1 protein-coding gene and 1 pseudogene are annotated in these 1522 nt (G+C 75.1%); both read left to right on the top strand.

Annotated features, from left to right (window positions below):
• Nucleotides 1-713, top strand: a pseudogene (locus tag N415_RS30325) (L-seryl-tRNA(Sec) selenium transferase); the annotation flags it as partial.
• Nucleotides 701-1522, top strand: an 822-nt coding sequence (locus tag N415_RS30320; RefSeq protein ID WP_193376538.1) for a GTP-binding protein, incomplete at its 3' end; no start/stop codon positions are given. The pseudogene N415_RS30325 and the gene N415_RS30320, both read left to right, overlap by 13 nt.

Here is a 1522-nt window from a genome sequence, read left to right as displayed (position 1 = left end):
CCACCAACCGCACCAGCCTGCGCGACTACGCCGACGCGATCGGGCCCGACACCGGTTTCGTGCTCAAGGTGCACCCGTCCAACTTCCACGTCACCGGCTTCACCTCGGCCGTCGGCGTCACGGAGCTGAAGGAGCTGAACGTCCCGCTGGTGGTCGACATCGGCTCCGGGTTGCTGGCGCCGCACCCGCTGCTGCCCGACGAACCCGACGCCACGTCGATGCTGCGCGACGGCGCCAGCCTGGTCACCGCGAGCGGCGACAAGCTGCTGGGCGGCCCGCAGGCCGGCCTGCTCTTCGGCGATCGCGAGCTCATCGAGCGGCTGCGCCGGCATCCGGCGGCGCGCGCCCTGCGCGTGGACAAGCTCACCCTCGCCGCGCTGGAGGCCACGCTGACGGGCCCGCCCCCACCGGTGGCCCAGGCGCTGGACGCCGACGTGGCGCGGCTGCGGGCCCGCGCCGAATCGCTTGCCGGCCGGCTGCCCGAGGCCGTCGCGGTGGACTGCGTCGCCGCCGTCGGCGGCGGGGGCGCACCGGGCGTCGAGTTGCCCAGCGCGGCGGTGAGCCTGCCCGAGTCGTACGCCGCCGCCCTGCGCGCGGGGAGCCCGCCCGTCGTCGGCCGCCTGGAATCCGGCCGCTGCCTGCTCGACCTGCGCACGGTGGCGCCGGAGCACGACGAGCTGCTGGCGGCGGCGGTGCGGGCATGTTCGTCATAGCCACGGCCGGGCACGTCGACCACGGAAAGTCGACCCTCCTGCACCGGCTCACCGGCATGTGGCCCGACCGGCTCGCCGAGGAGCGGCGCCGGGGCCTGACCATCGACCTCGGCTTCGCGTGGACCGAGGTCGGCGGCCGTCAGGTCGCTTTCGTCGACGTGCCCGGCCACGAACGGTTCGTCGCGAACATGCTCGCGGGAGTTGGCCCGGTGCCGGCCGTCTTGTTCGTCGTCGCCGCCACCGAGGGCTGGATGCCGCAGTCCGAGGAACACCTGGCGGCGCTCGACGCCCTCGGGGTCCGGCACGGGCTGCTGGTGATCAGCAAGACCGACCTCGCCGATCCCGATCCGGCCATCGAGCAGGCGCGCGAACGGTTCGCCGCCACCTCGCTCGGCGAAATGCCCGTCGCGGTCGGCACCGACCTGGAGCGGGTGCGCGCGGGGCTCGCGGCGCTGATCGATCGGCTGCCGCCGCCGGACCGCGACGCCGACGTGCGGCTGTGGGTCGACCGGTCATTCTCCGTCCGGGGGGCGGGCACCGTGGTGACCGGAACGCTGGCGGCGGGCACCGTCCGGGTAGGCGACGAGCTGGAACACGCCGGGCGCCGCGTGACGGTCCGCGGGCTGCAGTCGTTGGGCCGCAACGAAATCGAGGTCGGCGCGGTGGCGCGGGTGGCGCTGAACCTGCGGGGCGTGGACCGCCACGACGTCGGCCGCGGGGACACCGTCCGGACGCCGGGCGTATGGCTGGACACCGCGGAGATCGACGTCGGCCTGCGGTCGGCCGGCACGCTGCACCGCCAGCTGGTG

Source organism: Mycobacterium sp. UM_CSW (assembly GCF_000455205.1).
Classification (GTDB): domain Bacteria; phylum Actinomycetota; class Actinomycetes; order Mycobacteriales; family Mycobacteriaceae; genus Mycobacterium.
Note: the sequence above shows the minus strand (reverse complement) of the source record. Positions and strands in the feature narration are given on the sequence as shown.